The following is a 26,721-nucleotide window of genomic DNA, read 5'->3' on the forward strand; positions in this document are numbered from 1 at the left end:
CCATGGGGCGGGGCCGTCCACGCGTCCGAGCCGCCCGGCAGGGGGCCGAAGAATATCCCGGTCGCTCCGCACGGACGTGCGATCCTGGTGGATGTGACCCTTGAGGACCTGGTGCGGCTGCGCCGTGCGCGGGATGTGATGGACCGCGACTACGCCCGGCCACTGAATGTTCCGGCGCTGGCCGAGGTCGCCCTGATGTCCCCCGGGCACTTCTCCCGCAGCTTCCGCGCCGCCTTCGGCGAGACTCCCTACAACTATCTGATGACCCGCCGCATCGAGCGGGCCAAGGCGCTGCTGCGGCGCGGGGACCTCAGTGTGACGGAGGTCTGCTTCGCGGTGGGGTGCACCTCGCTCGGATCGTTCAGCTCGCGCTTCACCGAGCTGGTCGGTGAGAGCCCGAGCGCGTACCGGGCCCGCCGCCATGAGGCGGTCGCCGTGGTCCCGGCCTGTGTCGCCAAGATCCTCACCCGGCCGCCGAGGAACGGGGAGCCGGTGCGGAACGGCGAACCGGTCAGGATCGGAGAAGCGGAATCCGCCGCCGCCTCGTAGCGTCAAAGCATGAACATCAAGCTCGCACAGTGCTTTATCGCAGTTGACGACCATGACAAGGCGCTTGCCTTCTACCGCGACGTCCTCGGCCTTCAGGTGCGCAATGACGTCGCCTTCGAGGGAATGCGCTGGGTGACCGTGGGCTCGCCCGCCCAGCCGGATGTGGAAATCGTCCTCGAACCGCCGCTCGCCAACCCCAACGCCTCCCCGGCCGACCGGCAGGCGATGGCGGAACTGCTGGCCAAGGGCATGCTGCGCGGGGTGATCTTCTCCACCGACGACTGCGACGCCACCTTCGAGCGGATCCGGGCGGCCGGCGGCGAGGTCCTCCAGGAGCCGATGGACCAGCACTACGGCGTCCGCGACTGCGCCTTCCGCGACCCCTCCGGCAATATGCTCCGCTTCACCCAGCCGCTGAGGCGCTGAGCGGCCCGGAACCCGCCGGGCCGCCGCCCAACTCGGGCGGCACAGTGATGAGTTGACGTACTCGCAGCGGAAGAGTCCACCAGTGCCCGGGCCGGCGACGGTGTTCCCGGCGATCGACGCGGTCAGCGCAAGGAGCGGATCGCCGGGCTGGCAGCGACCAGGCCGGCGCATGCCAGGACGGCGCCGCCACAGATCAGGAACAGCGTTGTGGTGCCGTAGGGGAGCAGGACGCCGGCGACCACATAGGAGAACGGGTCCAACGCCACCGTGGCCAGCACCACGAGGCTCATCACCCGGCCCAGCAGTTGCCCGGGCACTCGCTCCTGCAGAGTGGCCACGACGACCACTCCGAGAAATGCGGACCCGATGCCGATGAGCGAGACGACCGCGGTCGCGGCGATGACCTGGGTGACGGCGGCGAGTCCGGCCATGCCCGCGCCGATCGCCGCGACCCCGCCGACCACGGTCCAGCCGCGCCGGGCGGGCGGCCGCCATCCGGCCATGAGTGAGCCGGCCAGCGAGCCGACACCGAAGCCGGAGAGCACCATGCCCAACGAGCCCGCGCCACCGAGGCGTTGAGCGGCGAGCACCGCGCCGCCCACGAGCACGGGGCCCACCACCGCGAGGTTGATCAGGGCGATGGCTGCCAGCATTCCTCGCACCAGCGGTTCATGCCAGGCGTATCCCAGGCCCGCGCCGAGGGCACGGGCACTGCTGAGCCGCTCACCGTCGATGCCGTCCGGACCGGCGTCGTCCCCGGCGCCTTCGCCGCCTCGTACCACCCGGATAAGCGTGCTGAGGGCGACGGCGGCCAGCGCGGCCAGCGCCGTGATCCCGCCGAGCGTCGCATCGAAGCCGACTGCCGCGATGGCCCCGGCGGCCACCGCCGGGCCGACCAGATCGCCCCCTGATTCCGCGCCCTGCACCAGCGCGTTGACCCGGGCGAGCTTCTCCGCCGGCACGATGGCGGGCAGCAATGCCAGGGCCCCCGGGAAGTATGCGGCGTCGGCGGCGCCGAGCAGCCCGCCGAGCAGCGCGACCATGGTCACCGATGGCGAGGTGAAGGTGGCCAGGGCGCCCAGGGCGAGCAGGACGGCGACCCGGAGCCAGCAGGCGCCGGCCATGACGCGGGCCGGACCGAGGCGGTCCACCAGTACTCCCCCGGGAAGCAGAAGCAGCGCCCGTGGCAGCGCCACGGCCACCAGAACCAGCCCGGTGGCGACTCCGGGTTCCGACAGCTCGAGCACAAAGAGCGTCAGCCAGACGATGAACAGCGCATCGACCACGGCCGCCAGCCCTTGGCCCACGACCAGGCGGCGGAGGTGCGGATCGCCGAGCGGTTCGCGGGGGAGGGAGCGGGCGGCGGGCTCCGCGGTCATGGCCGGCTCCCCGGGCCGCCGGGCGGACCGGTGCCGCGGGAGCAGCTGGCCGGATCCGGCTCGGAGCCCGCGATATCAGCGTCAGTGATCGACAACATGGACACCTCCGCTCGCCCTATGCGATGTGCGTGCCCCCATCCACCGTCAGCGTGGTGCCGGTGATGTAGGACGCCGCGTCGGAGACCAGGAAGACCAGGGCCGCGGCGAGCTCCTCGGGCTGCCCGATGCGGCCCGAGAGCACCCGCGGCATCATCGCCTGGAGGTATCCCTCGGCATAGCCGTCGGTCATCGGGGAGGCGAAAAGGCCCGGTGCGAGGGCGTTCACCCGGATGCCCTTGCCGGGGGTCCACTGCTGGGCAAGATCGCGGGTGAGCCCGAGGATCCCGGCCTTGGACGCCGAGTAGGCGGCCTGCGGAAGACCGCCGGTGACCAGCGCGAGGATGCTGGAGATGTTGACAATGGCGCCGCCGGGCGGCATCACCGCGGCCGCGGCCTGGGCCATCCAGTAGCAACCGTTGAGATTGATGTCGATGACCTCGCGGAACTGTTCCGGGGTCTCTTCCGTCGCGGGTTGTTCGCTGCTGATACCGGCGTTGTTGACCAGGATGTCCAGTCGCCCGAATGCGTGCACGGCCGCGTCCACCAGCGCCCGGCAGTCCTCCGGCTCGGCCACGTCCGTACGCACGGCGACGGCCCGGCGGCCGAGCCGCTCGACGGCCGTGCGCACCGCCTCCAGCCTCTCGGTGCGCCGCGCCCCGAGCACCACATCGGCACCGGCCTCGGCCACGGCGGTGGCGAAGGCGGTCCCCAGCCCGGAGGAGGCGCCGGTGACCACGGCGACCCGGCCGTCGAGCCGGAAACGGTCGAGGATGCTCATGGCCGCCCGGCCCTTTGGCGGCCGGCGACACAGCTCACCGCGTCGCCGACGGTCCTCAGCTCGGTGACCAGGTCGTCGGGGATCTTCACCTCGAATCTGTCCTCGATCTGCACGGTGATCTCCACCATGGAGAGGGAGTCGATGTCGAGGTCGTCGGTGAAGGACTTCTCGGTGGTCACCTCGGCGGAGTCGATGCCGGTGACCTCTTCGACGATCTCGGCGATGGCGTTGCGGATGTCGGTGGTGTCCACCACGGGTACCTCCTTCTTGGGACGGGCTTGGGACGGGGCCGAGGTCAGAGCCCAAGGCGCCGTCGGTAGGCGAGCAGGGTGCGCAGAAAGCCGTCCATCTGCTCCTCGGTGTGGCCCGCGTGCGGGAACAGGCGCAGCAGCGCCTGGTTCCGTGGGACGGCCGGATAGGAGAAGACGGGCACCAGGTAGCCGTCCTCGACGAACCACTCCCGCATTTGGAGGGCGGCGGCGTCGTTCCCGATCAGCACCGAGAGCATGTACGACTCGGTCGGCGTCGTCGGAGTGCCTGCCTCGTGCATCTGCCGGCGAAGGCGGGCGGCATGCGCCAGGTAGTCGTCCACGATTTCCGGTTTGCCGGCGAGGACGTCGATCGTGCGCTCGGCGGCGTAGGCGGTGGGCGGCTGGATGGCGGCGGTGAACATCGAGGTGCCGGAGAGCAGTTCAAAGGCGTCGATGGCCGCCGCCGGCCCGGCGATCGCGCCGCCTTCCAGGCCGATGGCCTTCGACAGCGACACCATGACGAAGTCGGCCCGCTCCCGGATCGCGGCCGCTTCCCGGGCGTATGGACGGTGCTCGGGCCCGTAGACCATAAAGCCGTTCGCATCGTCGATCATGCTGATGGCGCCATGCCGGTCGCACTGGTCGAGGATCTCCACGATCGGCCCCATGGTGCCGTCGGCCGAGTAGATGCTCTCGGCGATCACCACGGTCTTGGGGGCCCGGACCCGGTCCAGGATCCGTGCCAGGTCGGAGACGTCGTTGTGCCGGAAGGCGTGGACATTGCGGCCATAGCCAAGTCCCTCGACGCCCTTCCAGATACTCCAGTGGACGTCACGATCGACGACAAAGACGGTGTCGCGGTTGCGTACCTCGATCCCGGCGTCGAAGTGCGCGGAACTGCTCATGGCATGGACAAAGCCGATATTGGCCAGCAGCCCCGTGGCAAAGCTGATGGCCCGCTCCTTGCCGGTGTGGCGGGCGATGGTCTCCTCCAGCACCTGGTGCGGGCGGCAGATCCCCTGGGTCATCCTGGATCCGCTGGTGCTCAGGCCATGGGCGAACGCCCCCTCGGCGAAGTGACGCCGTACCGGGAGGTGGCGCTCCAGATCGAGAAAGCTGATGCTGGCGAAGTTCACCAGCTCGCGGCCGTTGCGGACGATGGTCGGTCCGACGGGGCCGTCCACCACCGGCGGGCGGTAAGCCGTGTCATGGGTGTTCGCCGCCACGAATTCGGCGAAGCCCCATGGGGCCAGGCGGTCCATGGACGGTGCCGGGGTGCGGGACGCGGTCATGGCGAGGTTTCTCCTCCATGAGGGGCGCGGGGCGGCAAGGGCTCCAGGGCTGCGGCAAGATGGCCGAGCGAGGCCGTTCCGGCCAGCTCGTCCGAGGCGATCCCGGTGAAGCCGGACTGGTGCAGCAGCGCCAGCAGACGGGGGATGGCGACCAGGGTGACTCCGTGGTCGGCGAGGCAACGGTTCATGTCCACGGCAGCAGGACCGTGGCCGAAGCCGGCTGACGGGCCGTTGTGTCCGACCGCGGCCACGGCGGCGGCCAGCGCCCGTTCGGCGACCGTGGAGGGTGGGCGGGAGGGGGCCCGCGGGGTTTCCGTGCCGCCGTTGACGGTGCGGGACCGGTGGGACGGACGGCCGGATCCGTGGCCGGCCGGGGAGAGGACATAGCGGCCGGGCGCCAGAATGCCGGGCACTTCGCCGAGGTGGTCCAGGACATGGCGGTGCAGGTCGCCGGGGGTGACCCCGGGGACGGTGCGGGCGTGCGCGACCAGGTGCGGCCGGCCGCCTTCCCCCGCGGCGTCCCCACTGGGCGCCACCGTCACCTCGAGGACTCCCGGGTGGCCGCGCAAGACGTCTTCGACCCTGGTCAGGGACACCCACCCCTGCGGGGCGCGCCACCATCCGGGGGCGGCCGGGGTGAGCGCGCCTGCCGGGACCGGGCACTGGGCACCCCCGGCGAGCGCGCGCAGGAGACCGCACAGACGGGCGGGCAGCGCCAGCGCCTGCCCGGCGTCGAGCAGATGATCCCCGACGGTGACATCGAGGGTGACGGCTCCCGCGTCGCGGCCGAGGTCAACGTAGAGCGTCTCGCAGGGCTCGTCGGGAGCGCTGCTGATCCAGCTGTCGGCCCCGTCCGGCGAGGTGTCCTGCCCGGGGACCAGGTAGTCGCGGGGCCATGAGTAGCAGTTGTACTCGATGGTGGGTACGGTCACCACACCGCGGCGGCGGTCCATGCGCGCCTGGGCGGCGACCAGTTCCGCGGGGCGCCACTGACCGTGCCGGTAGGCCGCGGCGGAGGCGGCGGCGACCGAGGCGGCCACCTCGCCGAACGGCGCGCCCGGGCGCAGATCGATCTGTACCGGGACCGTCAGGGCCCGTACGCCGATGCTGTTCCGCAGGGCGGCCCGGGCCCGGTTGGAGACCACCACCGAGGCGAGGAACCGGTGTTCGCCGGTGCGGGTGGCGACGTCATGGGCCAGCACCGCGAGCACCACGGCCTCCGGGCTGACCCGGTATCGCCGGGCGACCCGGTCGAGGTCGGCGTACGCGGCCACCGAGCGGTACTGGAGGCGGTGGCGCCCGGTGCCGTTCTCGGTCCCGCCGAACGGGGCCAGCACACCGGTCGGGTTGCTCGCCAGACGCGTCAGCCACTCACGCTCCGCCGCACGGGCGCGCTCCAGGGGCTGGGCAGCCAGGGTGTCGAGCGGATGCACGGGGAGCTGCGCCGGTGCGTCGTCGCCACGCAGCCGGCCGTGCAGCTGGTTGATCAGTACCGCCAGCCCCCAACCGTCGATGACCACATGGTGGGCGGCCATCAGGACCGCACACGGCTTGCCCGCCTCGAGCAGCACCCTGGCGAGCCAGGGCGGATTGCGCTCGGGATCGATCGGGCGGGCGGCCAGCGCCGCTGTGGCGGCCTCCAGGGTTTCGGCATCGACGACGGGGATGTCGAGGTGGTCTATCGGCAGCGGGGCCCAGTCCGCGCGGTGGACATGCTGTACCGGGCGCAGCGGGTCAACCGTGGTGCGCAGTGCCTCATGGCGGGCGGTGAGGGAGGCGAGCGCCGCGTGGATGTCGGCGACGGTCGCCGGGGGCGGGACATGGCAGTGGTCGGCGAGCGGCGTCGGGTTCACCCGCCGTGGTGAGGGGATGGTGCGTTCGAACCAGTGCCACTGCTGGACCCAGGTCAGCGGCCCGCCGCGGATGACGGTGGCGGGGCTCGGGGCCGGTTCCGGAAGGCTGTTCACGGCCGGGACCTCATACTGCCCGGACCACGAGAGCGGCATTGTGGCCGCCGAAGCCGAAGGAGTTGCTGAGCGCGACCCGCAGACGCTTGTGGTGCTGCGCCCGGTGCGGCACAAAGTTGATGTCCGGGTCGATGGGCTGGTCACAGTTGATGGTCGGCGGGACATCACCCGTGCGGAGCGCCTGGATCGAGGCCACCAGCTCGACCGCCCCGGCGGCACCGATCATGTGCCCGGTCATCGACTTGGTGGAGCTGACCGGGATCCGGGTGACCCGGTCGCCCAGCACCTTGCGCAGGACGGCCGTCTCCATGGCGTCGTTCAGCAGGGTTCCGGTGCCATGCGCGTTCACATAGTCCACGTCCGCCCCGGATATCCCCGCGTCGCGCAGCGCCGCCTCGACGGCGAGGCGGGCGCCCCGTCCCTCCGGATGCGGGGCGGTCCAGTGATGAGCGTCGGAACTCGCTCCATAGCCCGCGAGTTCGGCCAGGACCGCCGCCCCTCGCCGGCCGGCCACCTCGGCGGCCTCCAGCACCACCACGGCGGCCCCCTCGCTCATCACAAACCCGTCCCGGTGTGCATCGAACGGCCGGCAGGCCGCGGCCGGGTCGTCGTTGCGCCGGGACAGCGCACGGGCGTTGCCGCTGCCCGCGAGGTCCACGGCGGTGACACAGGCGTCGGCGCCGCCGGCGAGGACGATGTCGGCCTCCCCATGGCTGATCATGCGCATCCCGGCGCCCACCGCGTCGGCACCGCTGGCGCACGCCGTGCTCTGGGCACGGCTGGGCCCCTGGGCGCCAAGGCGCATGCTGATCTCGCCGACGGCGCTGTCCATGGCGGTGGTGACCTGGGTGAACGGGCTGATGGCCCGTGGCCCTTTGTCGCGCAGCGTGTTCGCGGCGCGGTAGATCGACCCCACCGGGCCATAGCCGCTGCCGATGACCACGGCGACCCGCGGCGCCAGGCGGTCGTCGATGACGAGTCCGGCGTGCTCGCAGGCCTCCAGCGCCGCGGCAAGGGCGTACTGGGCGTATGGGTCCGCGCGCCGGCTGACCGTCGGCGGCATATAGCGGCCGGGCGTGAATCCGCGGACCTGGCCGCCGATCCGGACTCCGAGACCGGTCACATCGATCGCGTCCACGGTGTCGATGCCACTGCGCCCGGCCAGCATCGCCGTCCAGGTCTCCTCGGCGCTGTGGCCCAGCGGGGTCACCGCCCCGTACCCGGTGACCAGCACCTGGCGTCGCTCCGTCACTGGGGAACCACCCCGGCGTCGCGGAGGGCCGGGAGGATGTCATCGGGGGCGACCGGCACCATGAGCACCGCCGTGCCTCCCTGGGAGCAGAACCGCCGCGCGGCGCGAATCTCCTCGGTCAGCGCGGCTTTGTCGCGCAGCACCCGGCAGTGGATGTCCGGCCCGTCCACCGCGGGCGGTGGCGCCCCCGGGCGGGTGAAGGGGTGGCGTTCGGCGTCCAGGCCGAGGCGGGCGCGCTGGGCGTCCAGCCATCCATATCCGCCGTTGCACAGCACCACATACAGGACGCCGCCGTGCGCGGGAGCGGTGACGGCGATGTCCGCGCGGGCCGCGAGGAAGGCCCCGTCCCCGATGAACGCGGTGACCTCATGGTCCGGGGCGGCCCGCTTGACCCCGATGGCCGCGGCCGCCCCAAAGCCCAGGGGGGTCTGCTCCGACGGCACGATGGACCCGCCACCGACGTGGAAGGGGAAGCCATAGGACCACATGTCCTGCAGCCCGTTCTCCTGGACCAGCACATGGGACTCGCCGGCGGTGGCATCGAGCGCGGCGAGCAGCTCGGCGATGCGGATCCCGGGCAGCGTCGCCGCGCGGGCCAGTTCCGCCTCCGCCTCCAGCGACATGGCCTTACGGGCGGCGGCGACCTTGTCCGCCCACTCCCCGGTCGCGGCTGTGCGCTCGGCCTCGCCGTCCTGGTCCAGCGCCCGCGTCCAGCCGAGCACGGCGTGCCGGGCGTCCCCGAGCACCCGGGGGCCCGGGAACTCGGCCGACAGTCCGCCCGGATCCACATTGACCTGCACCACCGGGACCGGGGGCCAGGGCGTTCCGCCTTCGACGGCCGTCTCCTCCAGTCGCCCGGCGAGCGACACCACCAGATCACAGGACGACCACAACTCCCGGGCGGGGGCCGCGGCGTAGAGGCCCGCCACGCCGCAGAACAGCGGGTGCCGCTCATCGACGGCACCGCGGCCGGAGGCGGTGGTGAAGAGCGCCGCCCCGAGGCGTCCGGCGAAGCGCTCGACCACCCCGTCGTTGTTGCGGTGCCGCATTCCGCCGCCCACCAGCACCACCGGACGCCGGCTCGTACGGATCGCCGCCAGGGCCGGTCCCGGCAGCACCGGAGCGGGCTCAACAACCAAGGTTTCGGGCAGGGTTGGCTGCGGCCCGGTGACCAGGACCTCCGCCGTGCGGACATCATCGGGTATCTCCAGATACACCGGTCCGGGTGGCGGCCCCATGGCCCGGGTCAGCGCCGTGACCGTCGCGGGTACGACCCGGTCGGGATGCCCCACCCGGTGCGCCCACCGCACCAGGGGCGCTGTCACAGCGACTTGGTCGAGTTCCTGGAATCCCCCGCTGCCCCGGCGCCGTTCGGCCACGCCGGCGGCGAGGACCAGGACCGGTGCGCCGGACTCCCGCGCTTCGAGCAGCCCGGTGGCCGCGTGGGTGACAGCCGGCCCTTTGCCCAGTGCGCATACCGCGAGCCGGCCCGACTGCAGCGCGTATCCCGTCGCCATATACATCGCATTGCGCTGGTCACGGCATGGCACAAGGTCCAGGCCCGCGGCGTCGAGGGCGCGCAGCAACTCCAGGTCGTCGCCGGGCAGTCCGAAGCAGGTGTCCACCTCGTTCGCCACCAGCAGGCCGACGACGGCGGACCAGGCGTCGGCGTACCGTTTGCTCTCCCGGGTCACTTGGCACCCACCGCGACAAGGGCGGCCGTTGGCAGATTCCGCGCCACGGCCTGCGACATCAGCAGGGGTCCGGCGTGCCGTTCGCCGCCGTAGCAGAGGTAGTTGGCCCTCATCCCGAATCCGCCGAAGGGGCGGTTGCCGTCCTCGGCATCGAGCAGTGTCCGGTTGACGCAGGTCTGGTGACGCTCGGAGAGGACCTTCACCGTCTCCGGATCGTTTCCGTAGACCATCGCTCCCAGGGCGCGTTCGCTGAAGTAGGGGCTCGACAGGCGTTCACGCAACCGCCTCGCACCGGGATAGGACACGATGTTGAACACCGGGGCGAACATCTCGGCCAGGGGGATCTTGTCGTCAAAGCCCCATAGCAGAACGGTGGGTTCGATCCTGCGGGACCGCAGATCGATGCGTCCGCCGTGCCGGATGCGGCTCGTATGACGCACCAGGTAGTCCGAGCAGTTCACCAGCGCCGAGTCGTAGTGGATCGGACCGTAGTCGGCGGCGGGATCGCTGTTCTCCCCGAAACGCAGCGAAGCCAGTTCGGCGGACAGCAGGCCGATGAATTCCTCGGTGCGGCCCTGCGGCGCAAACACAACATCGGGACCGAAACAATCCTGGCCCGAATTGTAGAGCCGGATCCTTGTGACGTCTTGTACGGCATGTGCGAGATCGGCGTCCGGCGCGATCACAAAGGGGTTGATGCCGCGGCCGAAGAAGAGGAAGAGCTGGTCCTCCTCCAGCCTTTCACGGACGGTCTCGGCATTGGAGTAATCGCCCGTGAAGACGATGAGGTCCGCCTCGCGCACCGGCCCCGTCACAAACTTGCGCTGACTGAGTCCGGAAAGCTCGATGGGCAGTCCGTGAACCGGCGCCAGCAGGGCATGTAATCGCTGGATCTGGCTTTTTATGTCGGAGGACGGCCGGAAGACGATCCGTTCGCTGTAAAGCGACGCCACCAGCATATAAAGCGCATAGGAATAGAGCGGGATATTGGAGGGCATAAAGACCGCGGCCAGCGGTACCCGGCCGGGCCGGACCCGGCGGATCTCCTCCTCCGCTCCGTCGAGGGTGGCGAGGAACGAACGGATCTCCGCAGCGGCGGTGTGGTGGGGCGAGATCTCGGTGAGGATCCTCAGCACCGCGTCTTCGTGGTCGGCCACATACCGGCGCACCGCGCGCAGCGCATCGGCACGGCCGGCGAAGGGGCTGCGGTAGCCGGGCGCGGTGACATCGGTGGTGGTGTGGGGGGACACCGGCAGCGAGGTCATGGCGATCTTCTCCAGAACGGCCAGGTCGGGCTTGCCCGTGCTGGTCAGCGGCAACTCGGGAAGCACAACAATGTGGTCGGGCTGCTCATAGCGGGCAAGCACGGAGCGCAGCACCCGTTTCCAGTGCGCGGGACCGTGATCGTCCGGGTCCGCGATCACAAACACCAGGCGACGGCCCAGACGCTCGTCGGGCACCGCGATGACTTCCGTGCGCGCGCCGGCCGACTCGGCCCGCTCGGCGAGGTGATCGGGATAGAGGGTGTGACCGTCACGGTGCACGGCGCGCTTGCGCCCCACCGGGAACACCCGGCCGGCGTCGTCGAGCAGGCCGATATCCCCGGTGCGGTGCACGGGACTTGACACCGGAACGATCTCCCCGTCATCGCCCAGGTGACCGGTCATCAGGCCGGCACTGCGGACCACCAGTTCGCCGAGCCGGCCACTGGGCAGCGGCCTGCCGTCATCGTCGTGCACCTCGACGACCACGCCGGGCAGTGGCCTTCCGCACCCGACCGGATCGTCAGGGGGCGCCAGCGCGATATTTCCCACCTCGGTCGCCCCATAGCCGTCGAGCAGGTGCCGGCCCATCCGGGCATGGAACCGGGCCGCCAGGCCGCGCCCCAGTGGCGCCCCGCCCACACACCAGGCCCGTACGGTCTCCAGCGCGTTCGCGAGAGCGGGACGGTGGTCCAGCAGGTTGAGCAGGCTGTAATAGGTCGATGGGACCGCGTCCACGATGGAGAGGCCATGGTCCACACCTACCGAAAGCGCACGGTCCAGGCGGGTGGCCGGCCCATAGACCACAAGCGTGCCTCCGCCCAGCCACCAGCACAGCACCAGCGACAGACCGTACTGGTGGGAGTACGGCAGGACGGGCAGGAAGACGTCGTCCGGCCGGTATCCCATGCGCTCCGCGCTGAGCGTGAGGTTGTCCAGGATGGAACGGCCGGAGCGGACAATGCCCTTGGGGCTGCCCGTGGTACCCGACGACCAGGAGATCACGGCGTCCCGGCGCCGCGCCCAGGCCGCGAAATCGGGCACGGCCGCCGTGTTGGACAAGGGCCGCGGCGTCGCGGTGTCGCCGTCGCCGATATCGAGCACTGCGCGCGCCCGGGCGCGGATCTGCGATCGCTGTGCCCGGGTGGCCCGGTGATCGGCCAGGACCACCGAGGCGTCGAGGTGAACAAGCGCGAGCAGATCGACGACCCATTCCGGTGAATTGGCTCCGCTCAGCATCACCCGCGTACCGGGTCCGACACCGCGGCGGGCAAGAAATTCGGTGGCACCGAATACACGGGACACGATTTCCTCGGCATCCCAGATGCGCCCCTCGGGCGAGATCAAACGCCTTGAAGCGAGCAAACTCTTGCTCCTTTTATAAACCCACGGACCTGGGCCGGCATCCGCTTGTTTAAAAAGATACATCTAACTGGACTATCGCATGCCGGTGGACCGGGTGTCGAGTACGGCAACGACGCACCGTGATACCCGTGGGGTTGTTGAGAATGCAGCGACAAAGAGATGCGTGACGAGTGGCCAGTTTCGATCGGTGAATTCCTGACGCGATTGTTGCTCGCGAGTCAAGCGGGCGGCATCCCCGGTCACCGATGGCCGGGGCCGGCCGGACCTCCCTCCCCCGGCCCCGGATGGCGCCGCCGAGCGGCCCGGACCGGCGGGACGACGCGCCCGCCCACTTTGAGCCAAGCGCCTTGGGCCGCCCACGAGTTGGCCCGGGGATTGTCACCGGAGGCCCGGCCGCCCGAGCCAGTCACTGATCGCTCCGGCGGTGGCGGGTGCCTCCTGCTCCAGGACGCTCCAGTGGTCGCCGAGGACATCGGCGGTCGCACAGGGAGCGGGCCAGGAGGTCTGCCGCCAGCCCCCGCCCGGGGACGGGGGCCGGGTGGCGCGGACCAGCAGGGTGGGAACCGGCATGGGTTCCGGGGTCCAGCCGCGGGCCAGGCGGCTGTAGGCGCCCAGGGCCGCCAGCGAGGTGTCGTCCGCCAAGCCGTCGAAGTGCTCGCCCAGTTCAAGGGCCGGACGGGCGGGCATGGCCAGCAGCCACGGCCGGTCCTCGTCGCCCGGGGTGACATGGTAGGTGTCGATGAGGACGAGACCGGCCGGCGGAGTCCCGGTGCCCGCCAGCCGGGCCGCCAAGGAGTGGGCCGCACAGCCGCCCATCGAGTGGCCGACGACGATACAGGGGCGGTCCCCGAGGTGTTCCCGCACGGTGGCGGCATGGAGTCCGGTGAGGGTGTCCCAGGTGCGGGGGACGGCCGCTCCCCGGTCGAGCGCGGGATGCCGGAGCTCGAGAACCTCCCGTTCGCCGCGGAAGTGGGAGGCCAGGGTGGCGAAGCAGGGGCGGCCCAGGCCGGGGGTGAAGGCGGGCAGGCACACCAGCGCCGGAACGTCGTCGTCCCCGCCCTCGGCCAGCCGGAGGGGAGCGAGCGCATGGCGGGCGGCCTCGGTGGCGTCGAAGGCGGGCAGCGCCAGGGAGGCGGTGACGAGAAGATGCATGGCCGAGACGACATCGCCCGTCCCGCACACTCCCCGGTAGAGGGAGGCAAGCGTCCGGGGCGGTCGGGGCCCGGCCTTCTCCGGCCCCGCCTCCCCCGGCAACACCTGGTACAGATGGTCGGCGAGGTCCCGGGGACTGGGCAGGTCGAAGACGGCGGCCGCGCCCAGGGACAGGCCGGTACGGGCACTGAGCCGGTTGCGCAGCAGGACGCCCGTCAGGGAGTCCAGGCCCAGCTCGGCGAAGGGGCGGTCGGGCGGCACGGCTGAGGCGTCGGGATGGGCGAGGACCTCGGCGGTCTCCTCGCGGACCAGTTCCAGCAGCGCGGCGCGCCGCTCGGGGCCCGGCAGCGCGTCGAGCCCCTGCCGCCGGGCCGCGGGCATCGCGCTCCCGGAGTGCGCGGCCGGGCGAGCCGGCGGGAGCAGGGTGTGCAGCAGCGGTGGGATGCCGCCGGGCGGGGCGGTGGGCCGCGGCGGGGCGAGCAGCAGTGGGGCGAGCACCGGGGCGTCTATGCCCAGGGCGGTGTCGAACAGGGCCAGCGCATGGTCGGGGGCCATCGCTCGCAGGACATCGTCTGCCGCCCGGCCGGGCCGGTCGGTGCGGGCGGCCGCCATCCCGTCCGGCCCGCCCCAGGGTCCCCAGGCCAGGGAGAGCGCGGGCAGGCCCAGGGCGTTGCGGTGGTGGGCGAGGGCGTCCAGGAAGGCATTGGCGGCGGCGTAGTTGGCCTGGCCCGGATTGCCCAGCAGTCCGGCCGCCGAGGAGAACAGGACGAAGTGCGACAGGGGCAGGCCCTCGGTGGCCCGGTGCAGGTTCCAGGCCGCGTCCGCCTTGGGCCGCAGTACGGCGTCCAGGCGTTCGGGGGTGAGGGCCTCCAGGACGCCGTCGTCGAGGACTCCGGCCGCGTGCACCACGGCGGTGAGGGTGGACGCGTACCGGGCGACCACCTCCATCAGCCGGTCCCGGTCGGCGGCGTCGCAGGCCAGCACGTCCGTACGGGCCCCGGAGCGCTCCAGCGCGGCCCGCAGCCGCGCGGCCCCGGCCGCCCGGGGGCCGCGCCGGCCGAGCAGGACCAGGTGCCGCACCCGGTGCCGGGTGACCAGGTGCCGGGCAAGGAGCGCGCCAAGGCCCCCGGTGCCGCCGGTGATCAGCACGGTGCCGCCGTCCAGGGCACCGGCGTCGTCACGGTTCCCCGTCACGGTCATGAGCCGGGGAACGCGTATGGCGCCTTGGCGCAGCGAGAGTTGGGGCTCACCGGTGGCCAGGGCCGCGGGCAGGAGCAACGGGGAGGAGGGGTGGTCGTCCAGGTCGGCAACGGTGAGCCGTCCGGGATACTCCGACTGCGCGGACCGCACCAGGCCCCACACGGCGGCCGCCGGCAGGTCCGGAACCTCGCGGAAGGCGCCGCGGGTGACCACGACCAGTCACCCGCCGTGGTCCGCCGGACGCGACAGATACTCCCGCAGCACCCGCAGGGCGCGTGCGGTGAGGGCGTGCGTGGCTTCGGCGGGGCTCTCCGTCGCGGCCGCCGCCGGCGTGGCCAGCGAGACAACGGCCGGCCCGGGGCCCGTACCGGCCCCGGCGAGCGCTGCCCGGAGTCCCAGGTCGTCGGGCCGCGTCACGGTGCACGCCGTTCCTCCGCCAGGGGCGGGAACGCCGACCCAGTGCGGGCGGTACAGGGCCCCGGCCCCGTCCGCAGCGCGGGACGCCGGCAGCGGACGCATGGTCAAGGACCCCACCCGGGCCACCGGAGCGCCCGCGGGATCGGTGAGCTGAACACTGCACTCGTCCCCACCGACGCCGCGCACCCGGACGCGCAGTGCCGTGGCGCCCACGGCATGAACGACCGTATCCCGCAAGGCGAAAGGGACCCGGACGGGGCCGCCGGACCTCTCGGCGAGCAGGGGCGCGTGCAACGCCGCGTCCAGCAGGGCGGGATGGATGACGCAGCGTCGCGCTTGGGAGTGCAGCTCGGCAGGCAGCCGCACCTCGGCGAACAGCTCACCCGAACCCGGGTGCCGCCAGAGGGCCTTGACGCCCCGGAAGGCCGTCCCATAGGCGGGTCCCGCCGCGGCCAACCGCTCATAGGCACCGGTGAGGTCCAGCGGAACGGCTCCCTCCGGCGGCCATGTCCCGTCGTCGCCCTCGCGCTCCGGGGCTCGCGGTACGGGACCGAGCCGTCCCGTCGCATGGTGAGTCCAGTCGCCGAGCGGGCCCGCCGTCCGGGGGCGGGAGTGGATATCCACCGTGCGGCGTCCGTCGGCGTCCGCTTCACCGAGCGCCACCTGCAGCTGTATCCGCCCCTCCCCCTCGGGGAGGGCCAGCGGGGACAGCAGTACCAGCTCCTCCAGTCCGTCGAGTCCGCATATCCCGCCCGCGTGGAGCGCCGTTTCGGCGAACACCGCCGCGGGGACGAGCGCGCCCCCGGCGACAACATGGTCGCGCAGCCAGGGCTGGTCCCTGCCGGACAACTCGCCCGTACACAGCAGACGTTGGGTGCCGGGCAGGGTGACGGCCCCGGTCAGCAGTGGATGAGCACGGTCATCGGCCGGCGGCACGGACGGCGCGGCGCCGCCGGGCAGCCAGTGGCGTCGGCGCTGGAACGGGTAGGTCGGCAGGTCCACCCGCCGGGCGCCGCTGCCCTCGTACACCCGGTGCCAGTCCACCGGAATGCCCTCCACATGCAGCCTGGCCACGGCGGACAGCAGCGCGGCGGGTTCCGGGGCACCGCTCCGCGCGGTGGCGAGGAACACGGGTGCCCGGCCGTCCTCCTGGGCGGACCCGGCGGTGGCCGCCGCGGTGAGCTGCGCCCCGGGGCCCAACTCCACGCAGACGGTGACGTGTTCGTCGTGCGTCAGCCGGTGCACCACATCGGCGAAGCGCACGGTCTCCCGGGCATGCCGTACCCAGTACGCGGCCGAGCGCAGCTCGTCCCCGGCGGCCGGGCGACCGGTCATGGCGGATATCACCGGGATGCGCGGCTGGTGATAAGCCAGGCCGGCGGCGACGCGTTCGAAGGCGGCCAGGGCCGGTTCCATCAGCGGGGAGTGGAAGGCGTGGGCGACCCGCAGCCGGGTGGCGCGCCGGCCACGGGCGGTGAAGCGTTCCGCGACGGCGAGTACGGCCGCCTCCTCCCCGGAGACAACCACCGAGCGCGGGGCGTTCACCGCGGCCACGGCCGCCCGGTCCGCGAGGCCGCCCAGCGCCGCGAGGGCCTCCTCCTCGGAGGCTTCCAGGGCCACCATGGCCCCGCCGCCGGGGAGTTGCTGCATCAGGCGCCCGCGTGCGGCGACCAGGGCGATGGCATCCGGCTCCGTGAGGATGCCCGCGACATGGGCCGCGACGATCTCGCCCAGCGAGTGCCCGGCCAGGACGCCGGGAGGGATCCCCCAGGATTCCAGCAGCCGGAACAGGGCCACCTCATAGGCGAACAGACCCGCCTGGGCGATGTCCGTCCGGTCGTGGAGGGCTGCGGCCTCCGCGGTGCCCTCGGGTGCCCACAGCACCTCCTTCAGCGGACGGGAGCCATTGCCGAAGGCCGCGTCGAAACGGGCGCACAGGGCGTCGAAGGACGCCGCGAAAACCGGGAACATACCGTGCAACGCACGTCCCATACCGGGGTGTTGCGCCCCCTGGCCGGTGAAGAGCGCGGCAATTCGGGCCGTGGGCCCGGTGGTGGTACGGACCACCGCGCCCGCCCGGGGCACCGGGCCGTCCGCCGCCAGGCTGTCCAGAGCGCCCAGCAGAGCGGCACGATCGCCGGCCTCCACAGCGGCACGGCAGGAGAGCGCGGCGCGGGTGGTGGCCAGCGAGAAGGCGACATCGAGCGGGGACAATCCCGGCTCCCCGCGCAGCAGTCCGGCGATGCGCCGGCTCTGGTCGCGGAGCGCGTCCGGGTCCGCGCCGGACAGCAGCAGCGGCGGCGCGAGGGCCACGGCGCCGGCGCCCCGCCCGGCGGCAACTCCCGCCGGGACGGCTTCTTCCAGGATGACATGGGCATTGGTCCCACCGATCCCGAACGCCGACACCCCGGCACGGCGGGGCTGTCCGCCGGCCGCCGCCCACGCCCGGTCCTCCGTCAACGGCCGTACGCCGCCCGCCGCCCAGTCCACCTGAGGGGTCGGCCGGGCACAGTGCAGGATGCGCGGCAGCCGCCCATGGCGCATGGCCATGACGGTCTTGATGACGCCGCCGACCCCGGCCGCGGCCTGGGTGTGCCCGGTGACGGACTTCAGCGCGCCCAGCCACAGCGGACGGTCCGCCGGGCGGTCCTGCCCATAGGCGGCCTGGAGCGCCCGGGCCTCGACGGGGTCGCCGAGTGCGGTGCCGGTGCCATGCGTCTCCACCATGTCGATGTCCGCGGGGGACAGCCCGGCGTCGGCCAACGCCCGCCGGATGACGTCCTGTTGGGCCGGGCCGCTGGGGGCGGTGAGCCCATTGGAGGCGCCGTCGGAGGCGACGGCCGAGCCGCGCAGCACGGCCAGCACGGGGTGGCCGTTGCGCCGGGCGTCGGACAGCCGCTCCAGCAGCACCAGGCCCGCGCCCTCGCCCCAGCCGGTGCCGTCCGCCGTGGCGGAGAAGGGCTTGCAGCGGCCGTCCGGCGCCAGCGCGCGCAGCCTGCTGAAGGCGACGAACGACGCCGGTGTGGCCATCACGGTGACTCCCCCGGCCACGGCCAGCGCGCACTCGCCGGAGCGCAGCGCCCGCGCCGCCCAGTGCAGGGCCACCAGCGAGGACGAACAGGCGGTGTCCACGGTCACGGCGGGCCCGCGGAGCCCCAGGTGATGGGCGATACGGCCGGAGGCCACGCTGCCGGCCGACCCCAGCGCGAGGTGTGCCTCCAGCTCGTGGGGCCCTTGGTGCAGCAGGCGTCCGGCGTAGTCGTCGTGCATGACGCCGACGAACACTCCGGTGTCGCTGTCCCGCAGGGTGAGCGGATCGATGCCGGCCCGCTCCCACAGCTCCCAGGAGATCTCCAGCAGCAGCCGCTGCTGTGGGTCGGTGGCCATGGCTTCGCGTGGCGACATGCCGAAGAAGGACGCGTCGAAGTCCGCGGCCCCGCGCAGGAATCCGCCCCGGCGGGTGACGGAGGTGCCAAGGCGGTCCGGGTCGGGGTCATGGATCCCCGCCGGGTCCCAGCCGCGGTCGGCGGGGAAGCCGGACGTCGCATCGGTTCCGTCCGCGACCAGCTGCCACAGCTCCTCGGGAGAGGTGACATCGCCGTCGGCTCCCGGATAGCGGCAGGCCATGGCGACCACGGCCAGCGGCTCTCCGGCCGCGCCGGCAGGGGACGTTCCGGCTGCCGGTGCGGTCTCCGGGCCGCCGAAGAGGGTGGCGTACAGGCTCCGCGCCACGGCGGCGGGGGTCGGCCGGTCGTACACCAGCGTTGTGGGCAGGGCCAGTCCGGTGGCCGCCGCGAGCCGGTCGCGCAGCCGTACGCCCGCCAGGGAGGTGAACCCCAGCCCGGCGAAGGGCGCTTGCGGGTCCACGTCCTCTCCCGGCATGGCACCGGCTTCGGCCACCGCTTCGAGCACCAGGCGCAGCACCGCTTCCTGGCGTGCGGACGCGGGCAAGGGCCGCAGCCGTTCGAGGAGCGCCGAGGTGGCCGTGGCGCGTAATGCCGCGGCCCGCTCGGCCGACTGCCCGGCCAGCGCCCGCCGTTGGACCTTGCCGGAGCGCGTCCGGGGCAGCTCGGTCGTCTCATGGAACTCATGGGGCACCTTGACCGCCGACAGCCGTGCCCGGCACACGGCCCGAAGGGCATCGGTGTCCAGACCCGGGGCGCGGGGCACGACAAACGCCACGGGCACCTCGCCCAGCACATCGTGCGGCCGCCCGACAACCGCCGCGTCCCCCACCCCGGCGCAGTCCAGCAACACCCGCTCGACCTCTGAGGGGTTGACGTTCTCACCGCCGCTGATGATCAGGTCCTCGACCCTGCCGGTGACCCGCAGACCGCCGTCAGGGGTGCGCCGGCCGAGGTCTCCGGTGCGGTACCAACCGCCCTGCAGAGCCCGGGCCGTCTCCTCGGGGCGCTGGTGATAACCCGTCATCAACTGGGGGCCACGTACACGGATCTCACCCTCTCCCCCGTCGGCGACGTCCTCGCCGGTCGCCGGATCGGCCACCCGTACCTCGACGCCGGGCACCGGCACCGGCAGCCCTTCCGGCCCCGCGCCGACGAAGGGGGTGACCGCGATCTTCCCGCAGGTCTCGGTGGAGCCATAACCGTCGAGCAGCGGAACGCCCAGCCGCCGCTGGACCTCCGAGCGCAGCTCCGGCGGGCAGGGCGCGCCCGCGCTCACACAGCGGCGCAGCCCCGGCAGCGGCCGCCGGGAGCTGTGGGACAGCTCGTCGAGCAGCAGCCGGTAAGTGGCGGGCACACCGGCGAGGAGGGTGAACGGGCGGTCGGCCGGCGCGTCCGCCGGACGGGCACCGCGGTCGAGAAGGTAGGCGCCGGCCCCCACCGTGACCACCCCCAGCAGGCACAGGGAGTGGGCATAGGCGTGAGCCATCGGCAACGGCCAGAGCAGCCGGTCCTGCGGTCCCAGCCCCCACAGCGGAACGTAGGCCGCCGCCACCGACCACAGTGCGGCGCGCTGGGTGGACACCACGCCCTTGCCCGGCCCGGTGGTACCCGAGGTGTAGAGGATCCAGGCCGGTTCATCGAGTCCGAGGTCATCGCGCGGCGGGAGTCCGGGGTCGCTGCCGGCCAGCTCCTCGAAGGCGGCCGTGCCCACCGCCAGCGTCCGCACCCCCGGCGCGGCGTGTCCGAACGCCGGCAGCAGAGCGGCCTCCGTGACGACCAGCACCGGGGCGCAATCACCGGCCAGATGGGCCAGTTCGGCCTCCGTCGAGCCGGGGTCGAGCAGCACCCCCACGGCCCCCGCCCGCAGTACGGCCAGCCAGCTCTCCGCCAACTCCACCCGGTTGCCCATGCAGAGCGCCACCCGGTCACCGTGCCCTACGCCCATCCGCCGCAGGTGACCTGCCAGCCGGGCGGTCCGCCGTTCCAGTTCCCCATAGGTCACGCTCCGGCGCGCGTCCTCGTAGGCGATACGGCCCGGCCCCCGTGCGGCATGCTCCTTCAACGCACCGGGCACCGGCCGGACCAACTCGCCGCGCACCCGCTCCATACCCTCGCCCATAAGGCCGCCTCCCCCCGGACCCGCACCGCGGCCGCCCCGCCCTGGCCAACATACTCGGCCGCACATATGCGCTACCGACCGCGCGGACAGGGACCAGGCCACATCGCGACCTGCTCCACGAGGGTGTGAGGCCAGTCCAGTGCGCAAGCGTACGTGCCCAACGAGTCGCTTGGGCCGCCGGGTTGACACCCAAGACATCCGCGGAAATCCCGCGCATCGGCATCAGGGCCTCGCTCGCCACGGGCTGCCCCTCCCGCTCCCCGGACGCCACACCGTCCGCCGTGGCTGCTTCCCGGGACCGGGCGCGGGCCCTGCGAAGGCTGATCGAAACCCCGGGCGCGGGACTCCCGGCCAATCCGCATCAGACGGCCCCTGGCCGCCTGGCCAACGAGCCCAGCTCGCCGCCGGCCACGGCCCGGTCACTGCCCACCGCGTCCTCGCCGCACTCTCGAGCACCCCGGATACGGTCGTCCCGCACCACCGGCTCGACCACAAGCCTGCACGGCCCGCGATCAGAACGCCACGTCCGGACCCATCGACGGGGCCGTCGCGTTCCCGTGTCACCGCAGCCGAGACCCCTTGAGTCCCGCTCAAGCGCAAGACCGCCCTATCCCTGACAACAGGGCAAATTGCCGGGACAGTTCGTTCAGTTAATGCGCATCGAGCCGCCGAGCGCCAACACCGGACGACGACTCAGCGGTTCACGGGTGAGCCGTCGTTCAGGAGCCCGACCATCAACGGCTAAACGCCGTCTGCGCACCCTTGGCCGGGCGGAATTCGGCTCCCATCAGGTCAAGTTCTTTCCGATCGCGGCGATGTAGCGCTTGATCGAGTGGTCCCGGGTCCCGGCAGTGGCAGACGCGAAGGTGTCCGCGGCCAGCCCCGTGGCCCGGTCCGTCAGACCACCCAGCAACCCCCTCGACTCGTGCAGCTTCCCAGCGGAGTCGATGTACCGCAGCGCATCGACATGGGTGAACACCGGCTCGGGCGGGAGCTGCGGCACGATGTCGTCGTTGTTGACGAAGCGGTACATGCGGTTCTGGAAGCCCTTGTTGTACGCGTCCGCCAGGACGCGGTCGCAGGTGCGGGGCTGGCCGTAGGTGTAGACACCGTCCGCCTGGAGCCGCGGCTCCTCCAGATACATCCGTGCACCAGCGAGCATGGCCAGCGCGCCACCGAGGCTGTGGCCGGTGAACCACACCGACTGGTTGTTGGTGCGCAGTTCGGCCAGGGCGTCCTTCAGGCTCGGGAAGATCGACTGGAGGGCCTCGGCGAAGCCGTAGTGGACGTAGCCCGTCCGGGCCGGCCCCGGCCACGGTGGCGTAGTGGCGTCCGACAGCCAGTCACGGATCTGCGCCGGTTCGGTACCACGGAAGGCGGTAATGATCATGTGGTCGCTGGCAGCGGTGTACGCCTGAGTGTCCTCCAGCGGGAACGGCGGGGTGAACCGCGTCCGATGGTGGCGCACCTGGTCGAAACCCCAGTCACGGATCACGGATTCGATGGTGGCCTCGTCCTTGTAGGCCAGGTCGGATGCCTGGGCCAGCCAGTAGGCCAGGGGGAGGCTGTAACCGGCGGACGAGCGGTGGTCGATCGCGGACGGTGCGGACATACGGGCTCCTTTCGCTCTGCGTTCACGCCTCGCATGGGCGGATCACCCCGCTACGAGACCGGTCCCTTAGTAGCGTCCACGCCCGGTCGGCAGCGGTCACCGCGCCCAGATTCCCTCGAGCGGGTGGACGGGGCGACTTCCGCAGAGCGCAGTGCGGTCGCTTGCCCCCACCCGTCCACAACCACCGCCCGAGCGACCTGCAGGCCTCGGACGGCTGGACAGAACCCACCAATCCCCGTCCCTCGTGGCGCTATCAGCGTCACGCCCCGGCTGATGAACCGTAACTGGGGGCATATGGGGCGAGGGCCGGCCGTCGAGGAGACGCCACAGGGTGAGCCCGAGCGCGGCCCGGTTCAGGTCGGCGGGCTCGATGGAACGGGTGAGCAGCGTCGCCGCAACCATGTCGTCGTGGTGGACAACGGGGCGGGGCGACGGTGACGGCCTTGCCAACCCCGGCGCGGGGCGCCGGCAGATGCATATCTCCGCCTCTGACTCTCACCCCCCGGCCAAGAAGCAGAAGGACCGCCGGCTCCGGCTCAATATCAGAGATCATCGATTTAGCCAGAACTCGGCACAGACGGCAGTTCGATGGCGCTCTGCAGAGGCACCTCCAAGCTGGTCACCGCAGGTCACAGTGGGTGCCATATCAGGGCATCATTCAAATAGAACTCGAATAGGAATCATTTCCGGCCACCATGGTGACGCGAAGAGCAACGTCACAGCCGGGGGAAATGGCGAGAAACCGCAGGTCCCGAGCCGGATGGATCGATCACCGGAGGGGTAGTGATGCACACGGTGATCCTGGCGCATACAGCGGGTGACACGAACCCGGTAACACTCCCACCGCGCCGGGCGCACGAGTTCTTCACAATGCGAAGACCTCGGTCAGGCTGCTCATGGCGAGAGAGATCCCCCCCTCTTCACAAGGGGTGTTTCCGTGCCTACCCGGAGGAAGCGGAGGGAAGTTCATGTCTTTCAAGAACATCTTCGACAGCGGCGGAAGTGGAGCCAAGTCCGCCGAAGAATCCGCTCAAAAGGTCTCCGAAAAAATTCCTGGCGCCCGGCCCGAACGGGAAGGGGTCGATCCGGAACTCTACGACGGCATCCCCGAAGCTGTACGCGACCCGAAGATCATGCGCGAGACGTCACCCGAAGCGCTCAGCATCATGAACAGTTTCCTCGCCCCGCTGTTCAAGAGCACCCAGACAGTTTCCGACAAACAGCGGGAAACCAGCGAGAACCCTGAATCGACATCCGGTATGGCGTCTTCGACCAAGGATGAGGCATTCAAGAAGGTGAAGGTGGAGATCAGGGATGAAGACCAGCCCAAGGCCGGTGACAAGCGGCTGGACGAATTGAAAAAAGAAAACCGCGAAGCAGTCAGGAACGCCAAGAGGTCCGACGAGGGGCCGGCCAAGGGGTGAGGGCCGATCAAGTGGCCGACTCAAGCGCCGGCGGGTCGTCCAGAAGTCCCGGTACCAGGCCTCGGCCCTTGCACGTCAGCACGCGGACCCCTTCGGCAGTCTGACGGGTTTTCATCCAGTCACGCCGGGACGGAAGCAAGGCACAAACACCACTGATACATCGCTGAGTTCTACCGCGCGAGGAGGCCGAAGGGCATGGGCGGCGCCACCAAGAACAACGTGAGTACAGCCTATCTCGGCGAACGTTTTATTCGTCACCCGCTGACGAAGCGCAACCTGAAGGAGCTGAGCATCGCCGACAAGGCCGATGCCATCCTGGAGCGGGACCGGGAAAAACTGAAGAGGAAGGCCGAGAGGAAATCGGCTGACGGAACGGACCGGTACATCTCCCCCATCGGGTTTTCTTTGAACAAGGAGCGATTCAGTAAATTTCCCCCTGCGGAGGCCGCGGCACACGAGCGCGGGTGGCGTGCCTATATGACGGTGGGAGTACCACTCGTCGAGGAGCGCGGCGACATCGTACAGCCCCCTCCTGACGTGATCTCCAAGCAGACGTACGTCAATCGAACCGACCCGGTCCCCAAGACATGGTCACACACGGTTGAATTCTCGATCTCGAACACCATCAGCTGGTCGCTCCAGGGGCAGGTGCAGCTCACTTTCGGAGCAAAAGTCAGCGCATCGCTGCAGCAGCAGCTGCAGAAGAGCATGGCGATGAACCAGTCCGAGAAGGCCACCGTGAAGAACAGCAAGGACAATCAGGGCGCCGACGCGGAGTCCCAGTCGCAAATGACCAGTACCAGCACGGCCACAAGTTCGGCCACGGGCACCGGGGAATTGTCGGCGCAGCTGATGCTCGGGATCACCGCTTCTGTCAGTGGTTCGTTGACCACTTCGTTCAAGACGTCGTCCACGCTGAGCGGGGACGTCGGCAGCCGGGTGGACGTCCTGGCCACGCAGCGACGTCAGGTGAGAAGGTTCGACTACGAGTACCCCGTTTCGTTCGGTGGGTGGGTCGCCCTGTACTACCCCGAGCCGGTGGAGGTCAAGGAAATCCGTCCCGACGGCCCGCAGGCCCAGAAACCGAAATATTCCAGGGTGATCGCCTGGAAGCTCGGCGAGACCGGCACGACCGCGGAGGCCTTCGACCTGACCGATGAAGGCAGGCCGTTCCTGCAGAGGGGGGAAGCCGAGGTCGTATCCACCCTCGCCGGGGTGCACGAGGTCTTCGAACTCGAAACGCTCAATTTCGACAAGAAAGACCACCCTCTTCACAAGGCCGACAGCACAGAGCAGGAGAGCCCCCGAAAAGCTCCCGTCGAGCTCGCCACCGGCTTGGGAACGGCCGATGGTCTGGCGCTGGACCTGGCGAACCGGAAGGCATACGTCACCGACCGCTACAACGGCGGCAAGCTGTACAAGCTCGATCTCGCCGACGGCCGCACGGACTGGGTCCTGGAGAACCTGGGACAGGTCAACGATGTGGCCCTGGACCTGCCGGGCAACAAGGCCTACGTCACCGACTACAGCGGCAAGCGCCTGTTCACGGTGAACCTGTCCGACCGTTCCGCCTCCCCGGTCATGGTCGCCCAGGGAATGAACGCTTACGGCGTCGCGCTGGATCTGCCGGGCAAGAAGGCCTATGTCACCGATGTCGAGAGGGGAAAGCTGATCGAGTTCGACCTGAACAGCACCCCGGCGGCGGAGCGGCGCAGCTGGAGCGTGCCTAGGGCCGCCGGAGTAACGCTGAACGGGGGCAAGGCGTACATCGGGCAGTACGACCAGGGCGGCTTGTACGAGGTCGATCTGAACGCGGACGGCGGCGCCCCGCGCTCCATCGCCAGTAGCCTGGGGAACAGCGTCCGTGTGGCGTTGGACGGCACGGTCAACGCATACGTCTCCGACTCGGCCGGCGGCCAGCTGCGTGAGGTCAGCGTGGCCGACGGCGAGGCCAAGGGGCTTCAGCGCGTGATGGCGGACGGTCTCGGCACGGTCTGCGGCATCGGGCTCGACCACGACAACGGCTGGATCTACGTCAGCAACCGGCAGGGCAAGCTGTTGCGGCTCCCCGGCGTGACCCCCGGCTCCTCGGCGAAGTCATAGCGCAGGACGCTCTTCCGCACTCTCGCCGAGCGGCAGTACGCGCCGGCCGGGCCGGAGTCGTGGCCGTGGGCGTCCTGGCTGGCCGGGGCGCGGGCCGAGCAGGGACGTTCCGACGACGCCTGGGCCTTGGCCGAGCATGCCCTGCAGCTCAACCCCCGCTCGGGACCGGCCGTCCACGCCCGCGCGCACGCCGAGCACGGCCACGGCACCGGCCCCGCCTGCACCGCCTTCATCGACACCTGGCTCGCCGCCGGCCCCCACGCCGTACAGCGCCGCCATCTGCAATGGCACGCCGCCCTGCAGTCCATTGCCGCCGGTGACTTCGCCGACGCCCGCCGCCGTGCCGACACCGAACTGCACCACGGCGATGTCGGCATGCGCCCGGCCACCAACTGGCGTCTCCTCCTCGCCGGGCAGGCCCCGGCCCGTACCGCCGAGCTGGACCACATCCACCGGCTGCTGGCCGAACCCGGCGGCTGGGCGGAGGTCTTCCACACCTTCCAGCTGGCCCTGGGACTCGCTGCCGCCAGTGATACCGACGCCCTGCACACCCTCGCCCGCCGGGCCGCAGGCGATGCCCGCCCCGATTACGCCGAGGTGCTCGCCCCGGTGGCCCTGGCGCTGGCCCACATCACGACGGGCAGCGCGAGAGCGGCCGTCGATCTCCTCACCGCATTGGGCGACCCGTCCGAGCGCATCGGCGGAGTCCGTGTGGAACGGGAGATCATCCAGGACACGCTCGCCCGCGTCCTCATGGATGCGGGCCGGCCCAGCGGCCGGCCCACCTGCTCCACCACCGCACCGCGGCGCGCCGTCATCACGCCTACAAAGACCTCCTGCTCACCCCGCGTCAGGCCTCGGCCACCTGCCCCCGGCGAACGCTTCACCGAGGTGTCATCAGGCGCGGTTACGCATCGGCGTCGCCGGGTGTGACGGTACGCAAGGGGCGGCGGCCGGTGGTGTCGAGCCGGCC

The 26,721-nt window shown here is 71.2% G+C and carries 16 protein-coding genes; 5 read left to right on the forward strand and 11 right to left on the reverse strand.

Features of this window, described 5'->3' with window-relative positions; genetic code table 11:
- Positions 1–93 precede the first annotated feature (93 nt).
- Together CV755_RS08300 and CV755_RS08305 are read left to right on the forward strand one after the other, a co-directional pair.
- Complete coding sequence (locus tag CV755_RS08300; protein WP_161968617.1) at positions 94–549, forward strand: helix-turn-helix domain-containing protein; 456 nt, start codon at positions 94–96, stop codon at positions 547–549.
- Positions 550–558: 9 nt separating this feature from the next.
- The gene (locus CV755_RS08305) at positions 559–975 is read left to right on the forward strand and encodes a VOC family protein (RefSeq protein WP_109279520.1); all 417 of its coding nucleotides are present in this window, start codon (positions 559–561) and stop codon (positions 973–975) included.
- Positions 976–1,097: 122 nt separating this feature from the next.
- Here CV755_RS08305 and CV755_RS08310 read toward each other — a convergent pair whose 3' ends face one another.
- The 11 genes from CV755_RS08310 to CV755_RS08355 all read right to left on the reverse strand — a co-directional run bounded on the left by CV755_RS08310 (position 1,098) and on the right by CV755_RS08355 (position 22,221).
- Positions 1,098–2,354 carry an MFS transporter gene (locus CV755_RS08310; RefSeq protein WP_109279521.1) on the reverse strand — a complete coding sequence of 419 codons (1,257 nt, stop codon included), beginning with the start codon at positions 2,352–2,354 and terminating at the stop codon, positions 1,098–1,100.
- 115 nt (positions 2,355–2,469) lie between these two features.
- Positions 2,470–3,231, reverse strand: coding sequence for an SDR family NAD(P)-dependent oxidoreductase (locus tag CV755_RS08315; RefSeq protein WP_109279522.1), 762 nt, complete (start codon positions 3,229–3,231; stop codon positions 2,470–2,472).
- A complete protein-coding gene (locus tag CV755_RS08320; protein ID WP_109279523.1) occupies positions 3,228–3,485 on the reverse strand; it encodes an acyl carrier protein in 258 nt (85 codons plus the stop codon). Before CV755_RS08320 ends, CV755_RS08315 begins: the two co-directional genes overlap by 4 nt.
- A 41-nt stretch (positions 3,486–3,526) precedes the next feature.
- Positions 3,527–4,774 (reverse strand): aminotransferase class I/II-fold pyridoxal phosphate-dependent enzyme, encoded by a 1,248-nt coding sequence (locus tag CV755_RS08325; protein ID WP_109279524.1) that lies wholly within the window; start codon positions 4,772–4,774, stop codon positions 3,527–3,529.
- On the reverse strand, positions 4,771–6,741 hold the full coding sequence (locus tag CV755_RS08330) for a condensation domain-containing protein (RefSeq protein ID WP_206608397.1): 1,971 nt from the start codon (positions 6,739–6,741) through the stop codon (positions 4,771–4,773). The genes CV755_RS08325 and CV755_RS08330 overlap by 4 nt, the downstream gene beginning before the upstream one ends.
- 10 nt (positions 6,742–6,751) lie before the next feature.
- Positions 6,752–7,993 carry a beta-ketoacyl-ACP synthase II gene (fabF, locus tag CV755_RS08335; protein ID WP_206608398.1) on the reverse strand — a complete coding sequence of 414 codons (1,242 nt, stop codon included), beginning with the start codon at positions 7,991–7,993 and terminating at the stop codon, positions 6,752–6,754.
- Entirely contained in the window at positions 7,990–9,687 is a 1,698-nt protein-coding gene (locus CV755_RS08340) for a thiamine pyrophosphate-binding protein (protein WP_109279527.1), read from the reverse strand. Before CV755_RS08340 ends, fabF begins: the two co-directional genes overlap by 4 nt.
- Positions 9,684–12,377, reverse strand: a complete 2,694-nt coding sequence (locus tag CV755_RS08345; protein ID WP_241561050.1) for an aldehyde dehydrogenase family protein — start codon at positions 12,375–12,377, stop codon at positions 9,684–9,686. Before CV755_RS08345 ends, CV755_RS08340 begins: the two co-directional genes overlap by 4 nt.
- A 315-nt stretch (positions 12,378–12,692) precedes the next feature.
- The gene (locus CV755_RS35905) at positions 12,693–14,879 is read right to left on the reverse strand and encodes a type I polyketide synthase (RefSeq protein ID WP_241561051.1); all 2,187 of its coding nucleotides are present in this window, start codon (positions 14,877–14,879) and stop codon (positions 12,693–12,695) included.
- A gap of 6 nt (positions 14,880–14,885) precedes the next feature.
- Entirely contained in the window at positions 14,886–20,609 is a 5,724-nt protein-coding gene (locus CV755_RS08350; RefSeq protein ID WP_241561052.1) for a type I polyketide synthase, read from the reverse strand.
- 787 nt (positions 20,610–21,396) lie between these two features.
- A complete protein-coding gene (locus CV755_RS08355; protein ID WP_193553373.1) occupies positions 21,397–22,221 on the reverse strand; it encodes a lipase family protein in 825 nt (274 codons plus the stop codon).
- 968 nt (positions 22,222–23,189) lie between these two features.
- Here CV755_RS08355 and CV755_RS08360 point away from each other — a divergent pair.
- The 3 genes from CV755_RS08360 (at position 23,190) to CV755_RS08370 (ending at position 26,681) form a co-directional block, all read left to right on the forward strand.
- On the forward strand, positions 23,190–23,645 hold the full coding sequence (locus CV755_RS08360) for a hypothetical protein (RefSeq protein WP_109279529.1): 456 nt from the start codon (positions 23,190–23,192) through the stop codon (positions 23,643–23,645).
- A 195-nt stretch (positions 23,646–23,840) separates the two neighbouring features.
- Positions 23,841–25,748 carry a lactonase family protein gene (locus CV755_RS08365; protein WP_109279530.1) on the forward strand — a complete coding sequence of 636 codons (1,908 nt, stop codon included), beginning with the start codon at positions 23,841–23,843 and terminating at the stop codon, positions 25,746–25,748.
- 126 nt (positions 25,749–25,874) lie between these two features.
- Positions 25,875–26,681, forward strand: coding sequence for a tetratricopeptide repeat protein (locus CV755_RS08370; protein ID WP_109279531.1), 807 nt, complete (start codon positions 25,875–25,877; stop codon positions 26,679–26,681).
- The last annotated feature ends 40 nt before the right edge of the window (positions 26,682–26,721 follow it).

The organism is Streptomyces orinoci (genome assembly GCF_003121295.1).
Classification (GTDB): domain Bacteria; phylum Actinomycetota; class Actinomycetes; order Streptomycetales; family Streptomycetaceae; genus Streptomyces; species Streptomyces orinoci.

Coding starts and splice junctions, on each gene's coding strand:
- CV755_RS08305 (WP_109279520.1), top strand. CDS start 559: ATGAACATCAAGCTCGCACAGTGCTTTATCGCAGTTGACGACCATGAC.
- CV755_RS08310 (WP_109279521.1), bottom strand. CDS start 2,354: ATGACCGCGGAGCCCGCCGCCCGCTCCCTCCCCCGCGAACCGCTCGGC.
- CV755_RS08315 (WP_109279522.1), bottom strand. CDS start 3,231: ATGAGCATCCTCGACCGTTTCCGGCTCGACGGCCGGGTCGCCGTGGTC.
- CV755_RS08325 (WP_109279524.1), bottom strand. CDS start 4,774: ATGACCGCGTCCCGCACCCCGGCACCGTCCATGGACCGCCTGGCCCCA.
- CV755_RS08345 (WP_241561050.1), bottom strand. CDS start 12,377: ATGTATCTTTTTAAACAAGCGGATGCCGGCCCAGGTCCGTGGGTTTAT.
- CV755_RS08350 (WP_241561052.1), bottom strand. CDS start 20,609: ATGGGCGAGGGTATGGAGCGGGTGCGCGGCGAGTTGGTCCGGCCGGTG.
- CV755_RS08355 (WP_193553373.1), bottom strand. CDS start 22,221: ATGTCCGCACCGTCCGCGATCGACCACCGCTCGTCCGCCGGTTACAGC.
- CV755_RS08360 (WP_109279529.1), top strand. CDS start 23,190: ATGTCTTTCAAGAACATCTTCGACAGCGGCGGAAGTGGAGCCAAGTCC.
- CV755_RS08365 (WP_109279530.1), top strand. CDS start 23,841: ATGGGCGGCGCCACCAAGAACAACGTGAGTACAGCCTATCTCGGCGAA.